We start from the raw sequence: 6,235 nt of genomic DNA, 5'->3' as shown, positions 1-6,235 counted from the left end.
GTACAAAAAACCGCCATTTCCGGATCAAGGCCGGACTGAGGTACTGGCGGATGAAGGATTCGTCGCGATGCTCTGCCCAGGCGTCGAGCAGCACCTCGCGCCAGTTGCCCTGGCCGGCGATGTCGGGGAACCAATCGCGGTCCTCCGCCGTCGGTTTGGTCGAGATGCGCTGAATGTCCTGCATCATGTCGAGGCCGAGAGCATAGGGGTTGATGCCGGAGAAACGCGGATCGTCGAAGGCCGGCTGAAAGACCACGTTGGAATGATTGCGCAGGATTTCGAGCATGGCGCCTTCGCTGATCTGGCCGCGGTCGAACAGCATGTTCATCAGCGTATAGTGCACGAAAGTGGCACAGCCTTCGTTCATCACCTGTGTTTGCCGTTGCGGGTAGAAATATTGCGCGATGACACGAACGATCCTGATGATCTCACGCTGCCAGGGCTCCAGGACCGGGCTGTTCTTTTCCAGGAAATAGAGCAGGTTTTCCTCGGGCAGGTTGAGCGACTTCTTCCGCTCCGGGTCCTGGCCCTTGTCGTTGGCCGCTTGCTGCGAAGGCGGCAGCGTACGCCACAGGTCGTTGTAGGAGCGCTCCTCGTATTCGAGACGCTCGCGAATTCCTTCGCGTTGCCGTTCCGACGACAGCCTCGGCGGCCGGTGATAGCGAAACACGCCCTGATCCATCAGCGCGTGGGCGGAATCGAGAACAGCCTCGACGGCGGCGAGGCCGTGCCGCTCCTCGCAACGGACTATGTAGCCCTTGGCGAAGTCCAGATAGCTGAGGATCGCACCCGCATCCGTCCACTGTTTGAACAGCTGATTGTTCTTGAAGAAATGATTGTGCCCGAGCGCTGCATGGGCCGTCACCAAGGCCTGCAGGGCCATGGTGTTTTCCTCCATCAGATAGACGATGCAAGGATTGGAATTGATGACCAGTTCATAGGCAAGCCCTCGCCCGCCCTTGCGATAGAGTAGTTCCTGGTGGAGGAAATGTTTGCCGAAAGACCAGTGACGGTACATCAGTGGCATGCCGATGGACGAATAGGCGTCGAGCATCTGTTGCGAGGAGATGATCTCCATCTGAACGGGATAGGTGTCCAGATGAAGCTCTTCGATCGCAAGTGCCTCGATTGCGTCATAAGCCCGCGACAATGTTTTGAAATCCCAGTCGGACCCTGAGAAAAGCAGGCTGGATTTGCTCGCCTGTCTGGCCATCGGGAACCCCTCACGCTCTCTTGAGGGAGGCCGGCTGTCTGCCGAAGAGCTGGCGAAAGACCGGGTAGATATCGGCGGGCGTGGCGATGCGGCTCATCTGGAAGTTCGGCCATTTCTGGTCGATGGCGTTATAGGCACGCCACAGCGATGTCCCGTTTTCGGTCGAGCCGAAAATATGGGCTTCACGCTCGTCGATAATCTCGACATAGGCAAAATACTGGCACAGCCGCATGAGATCGCCGTTGAGAAGAGAAATGCATCGCTCTGAATCGCCGGCGAAATTGTCGCCGTCCGAGGCCTGGGCGGCATAGATGTTCCAGTCGTGGGCCGGGTAGCGGCTGGCGATAATACGGTGCATTTCCTCCAGCGCGGTGGAAACGACAGTGCCGCCGCTTTGGGTGTTGTAGAAAAATGTTTCCTCGTCGACCTCCTGAGCCAGATGCGTGTGGCGGATGAAGACAATCTCGATGCGGTCGTAGCGTCGTTTCAAGAACAGATGCAGCAAGACGAAGAAGCGCTTGGCCAGATCCTTCTCGCGCTCGCCCATGGACCCGGACACGTCCATCAGACAGAACATGACGGCATTGGCGTTCGGCACCGGCCTGGAATCGAAGCGGTTGAAGCGGATGTCGACCGGATCGACATAGGCAATCCGGCGGCGGCGTCGTTCCAGCCGGTCAAGCTCTTCGCGCAATGCCGCGATACGCTGGCGCGCGTCGGCGCTGGATGGCGCCTCTTCGAGCGAGGCGATTTCCTCGAGGATCGCATCCAGTTCGACCTGCTTGGGGCGCCTCAGCGCAATGCGGCGGCCGTGGCTGTTGCGCATCGTGCGGCCAACATTGATGTTGGTCGGCGAACCGGTGGCGGCAAAGCCCGCTCTGCGCGGCTTGAAGGCAAGGATCTCCTTGAGGTTGAGCTTGACCATGTCCGGGAGCTCGAGGTCCTCGAAGAATAGATCGAGCACTTCCTCGCGTGACAGCACGAAACGAAAGTCGTCTTCCGATGGCCTGTCTCCCGGGGACGATGCTCCCCCGCCGCCCCCGCCGGGCTTTGGGATCAGGTCTCCAGCGGAGAAATGCCTGTTGCCCGGCAAGATGTGCTGGCGCCTGCCGCTATCGCGGGCGTTGTTGAAGCTCGGCTCGCTTGTGCCTCGTTCGGGCATGCGCACGGCGTGCTCGGCATCCGCGTCGGCGATCCTGCCGGTGCGGATCTGGTCGCGTATGCTGCGTTTCAATTCCTCGCGCGCGCGTCGCAGGAAGCGCTGGCGATTGCCGAGGCTCTTGTCTTTCGGGTTCAGGCGACGGTCGATGAAGATTGGCATGGAGCCATCCGGGTTCTCTAACCCGCCCTGTTCACCCGCATATACCAGTCCACAAGGCGACGAACCTGCCGCTCGGTGTAGCCGCGTTCGACCATCCGCTGCACGAATTCATTGTGCCGCTTTTCCGTGACGCTGTCCTGCTTGGAGCCGAAACTGATCACCGGCAGGAGGTCCTCGACCTGGCCGAACATGCGTTTCTCGATGACTTCCCGCAGCTTCTCGTAGCTTGTCCACGCCGGGTTGCGGCCATGGTTTCTTGCACGGGCGCGCAGCGTGAATTTTACCACCTCATTGCGGAAGTCCTTGGGATTGGCGATGCCGGCCGGCTTTTCGACCTGTGAAAGCTCGTTGTCCAAAACCTCGCGGTTGAGGATCTGGCCTGTGTCGGGATCCTTGTAGTCCTGGTCTTCGATCCAGGCGTCGGCATAGGCGATGTAGCGGTCGAAAAGATTCTGGCCGTATTCGCTGTACGATTCCAGATAGGCTTTCTGGATCTCATGACCGATGAATTCGGCATACCGCGCCGCCAACTCGGACTTGATGAACTCCAGATAGGCGGCTTCCGTCTCCTTCGGAAACTGTTCGCGCTTGATTGCCTCCTCCAGGATGTACATGAGGTGCACGGGGTCGGCGGCCACCTCTTCGGTGTCATAGTTGAAGGTCTGCGACAGGATCTTGAAGGCAAAGCGCGTGCTGACGCCGGCCATGCCCTCGTCGACGCCGGCAGCGTCCCGATATTCCTGAACCGACTTGGCCTTGGGGTCGACCTCCTTGAGGTTTTCGCCATCATAGGCGCGCATCTTGGTGTAGAGCGGCGAATTGTCGTGCTCGGCCAAGCGGGTCGAGACGGTAAACCGGCTGAGGATGTCCAGCACCTCTGGAGCGCAGGGGCTGGCGGCCAATTCGCTCTCCCGCAGCAGTTTCTCGTAGATCTGCCGCTCTTCGGTTATCCGCAGGCAATACGGCACCTTGACCACGAGGATGCGATCGAGAAAAGCCTCATTGTTCTTGTTGTTCTTGAACTGCAGCCATTCCGACTCGTTGGAATGGGCCACGATGATTCCCTGGTAGGGAAAGGCGCCGAAATTTTCGGTGCCGTTGTAGCTGCCTTCCTGGGTGGCGGTCAGCAGCGGATGCAGGACCTTGATAGGCGCCTTGAACATTTCGACGAATTCAAGCAGGCCCTGGGTAGTCCGGTTCAGTCCACCACTATAGGAATAAGCGTCCGGATCGGACTGGCTGAAGTTTTCCAATTGCCGGATGTCCACCTTGCCGACCAGGGCCGAGACGTCCTGATTGTTCTCGTCGCCGGGCTCGGTCTTGGCGATGCCGATCTGGCGCAGTCGCGACGGCATCAGCTTGACGACGCTGAACTTGGAAATGTCGCCGGAAAGTTCGTCGAGGCGCTTGGCCGCCCATGGCGAAATGAGCCCGTTCAACCGGCGTCGGGCAATGCCGTATTTATCCTCCAGCAGGTCGCCCATGCGATCGGGATGGAAAAGGCCAAGCGGCGATTCGAAAACCGGGCTGACCTGGTTGCCGACCTTCAGCGTGTAGATGGGGCGCTGTTCCATCAATTTCTTCAGCCGCTCGGCAAGGGAAGATTTGCCGCCGCCCACCGGGCCGAGCAAATAGAGGATTTGCTTGCGCTCCTCGAGCCCCTGGGACGCATAGCGAAAATAGCCGGCGATGCGCTCGATTGTGTCCTCCATGCCATAGAAATCGGCAAAGGAGGGGTACACTTTCAGGGTCCGATTGGAGAAAATGCGGCCGAGCCGTTCATCCTTGCTGGTGTCGACCAGGTTCGGCTCACCGATCGCCTCGACCATCCGTTCAGGCGCCGAGGCATACATTGATCTGTCTTCTCGGCAGGCAAGGAGATATTGCTGGATGCTGATCTCTTCCTGCGCCGCGTTGGTGTAAATTTCCGAAAACAGATCGAAGACGTCAGACTGGTTCTCTCGCATGATGCTTTTGCCCTCGGAGCCGCTGTGGCTTCCATTCGGCTCACCTCGCATTCAACTGCCGGGGGGTACCGTTTGTTCCCTTCATGTGAAGAGGTGGCCGCGATCGTAAGGATTTGCGGCCACTCGAGATCAAGGCGCTCGTTGGGGAGCGGTATTCGGTGCGGGTAGCGGGTGTGTTGCGAATCCCCGACTGGACGGCTGGGGCGGCCGCGTGCAGTCTTGCCTCGCCAGGAGACAGTGATGATCGATCGACGAAGCCTGATCGTGGCCTCGGTGGCGGCGATGCTGCCATTGGAAGCATCGGCCGCGTGGGGAACACGCCAACCCGCGCCAAAAACCTTCGATTACGGGCCGGCCAAGCTCGACATCTATGCGGCCGATGGTGCAACCGGCCTGCCGGTCGTGTTTTTCGTCCATGGCGGCACCTGGCAGTTTGGCAAACGCAGCCAGGTGGACGCCAAACCGGCCTTCCTGCTCGCCAACGGCTTCTGCTTCGTCTCCATCGACTACCGCATGTTGCCGGAGGCCGATGTCGCCACCCAGGCCGGTGACGTCGAAAAGGCCTTCGCCTACATCAGAGCCAACATTGCCCGGCATGGCGGCGACCCCAGCCGCATTGTCGGCATGGGCCATTCGGCCGGCTGCCATCTGATCGCGCTGACCGGCATGAGCGGCGGATTGCCCGGCATAGCCGCGCTCATTCTCGACGATACCAGGGCCTATGATCTTGCAGCCCTTGCCAAGAAGGGCGGTATGGTGCGGGCCTATGCCCGCGTCTTTTCCGATCCCGCGCAATGGGCGGCACTTTCGCCGGCTAGCCATGTCGACGGCCGCAAGCACCCGCCGACGTTCATCGCCTATTCGCGGGCATCCGGCCGGAGCGAAGACTCCAAGGCCTTTGCCGAGCGCCTGCGCGCGACGGGCACCCAGGTCACGCTGTTCGACGGCAGCGCCTACACGCACATGTCGATCAATCGCAATTTCGGCGAGGACGGCGACGCGCTGACCGCTGCCGCGCTGGCATTCCTGAAATCGACAGTTGGCTGATCCTTACGGCACTGGATCAGATCAAAAGTGGCGGCGGGATATTGCTGTGCGGGCGCGCCCGGGTGCAAGTGCTCTTCGATCGTGAGCGGGAGGGAATTGCATGAACGGCGCCGATGTCCTGTGTGATGTGCTTCTGGCCAACGATGTGACGGTCTGCTTCGCCAATCCCGGCACCTCCGAAATGCACTTCGTTGCAGCACTTGACCGCAAGCCGCAGATGCGTTGCGTGCTCGGGCTGTTCGAAGGCGTGGTGACGGGTGCCGCAGATGGCTATGCGCGGATGACCGATCGGCCGGCCGCGACGCTGCTGCATACCGGTCCCGGCCTGGCCAATGGTCTCGCCAACATGCACAATGCCCGGCGTGCCTTCAGCCCGATGATCAACATCGTCGGCGACCACGCCTCTTACCATTTGCCGCTCGATGCGCCACTCACCAGCGATATCGAGAGCCTTGCGGCGCCGATGTCCAACTGGGTCGGCCGCGTCAAGGGTCCGGCCGATATCGTGCCGGCCGCTGAAGCAGCCTTTCGCGCCTCGCTGACACCACCCGGCGTCGCGACGATGATCCTGCCGGCGGATGCGGCCTGGGGCGAAGTCGACGCGGTTTCGGTCGGCAAGGTAACGTTGGCGCCGACGCCGGCCGTCGATATGGACGCCGTGCGCAAGATCGCCGCGGCGATCCGTGC

Annotated in this window: 5 protein-coding genes; 2 read left to right on the top strand and 3 right to left on the bottom strand. The window is 60.6% G+C overall.

Annotated features, from left to right (window positions below):
- The 3 genes from EN943_RS33825 to EN943_RS33815 all read right to left on the bottom strand — a co-directional run.
- The coding region (locus EN943_RS33825) for a SpoVR family protein (protein ID WP_127416232.1) at positions 1–1,213 on the bottom strand (1,213 nt) is incomplete at its 3' end.
- A 10-nt stretch (positions 1,214–1,223) separates the two neighbouring features.
- Complete coding sequence (locus EN943_RS33820) at positions 1,224–2,534, bottom strand: YeaH/YhbH family protein (RefSeq protein ID WP_127416231.1); 1,311 nt, start codon at positions 2,532–2,534, stop codon at positions 1,224–1,226.
- Between the two features lie 17 nt (positions 2,535–2,551).
- A complete protein-coding gene (locus tag EN943_RS33815) occupies positions 2,552–4,501 on the bottom strand; it encodes a PrkA family serine protein kinase (RefSeq protein ID WP_127416230.1) in 1,950 nt (649 codons plus the stop codon).
- Positions 4,502–4,741: 240 nt separating this feature from the next.
- Here EN943_RS33815 and EN943_RS33810 point away from each other — a divergent pair, with 240 nt between their 5' ends.
- Together EN943_RS33810 and EN943_RS33805 are read left to right on the top strand one after the other, a co-directional pair.
- Positions 4,742–5,548: an alpha/beta hydrolase gene (locus tag EN943_RS33810; RefSeq protein WP_127416229.1), complete on the top strand. Its 807-nt coding sequence runs from the start codon at positions 4,742–4,744 to the stop codon at positions 5,546–5,548.
- Positions 5,549–5,648: 100 nt separating this feature from the next.
- A partial coding sequence (locus tag EN943_RS33805) for a thiamine pyrophosphate-binding protein (RefSeq protein ID WP_245476076.1) occupies positions 5,649–6,235 on the top strand: 587 nt, incomplete at its 3' end.

Origin of the sequence: Mesorhizobium sp. M7A.F.Ca.US.006.01.1.1, from assembly GCF_003997935.1 — a bacterium.
GTDB lineage: Bacteria > Pseudomonadota > Alphaproteobacteria > Rhizobiales > Rhizobiaceae > Mesorhizobium.
The sequence above is the reverse complement of the archived record's forward strand: the minus strand, read 5'-3'. Positions and strand labels throughout refer to the sequence as shown.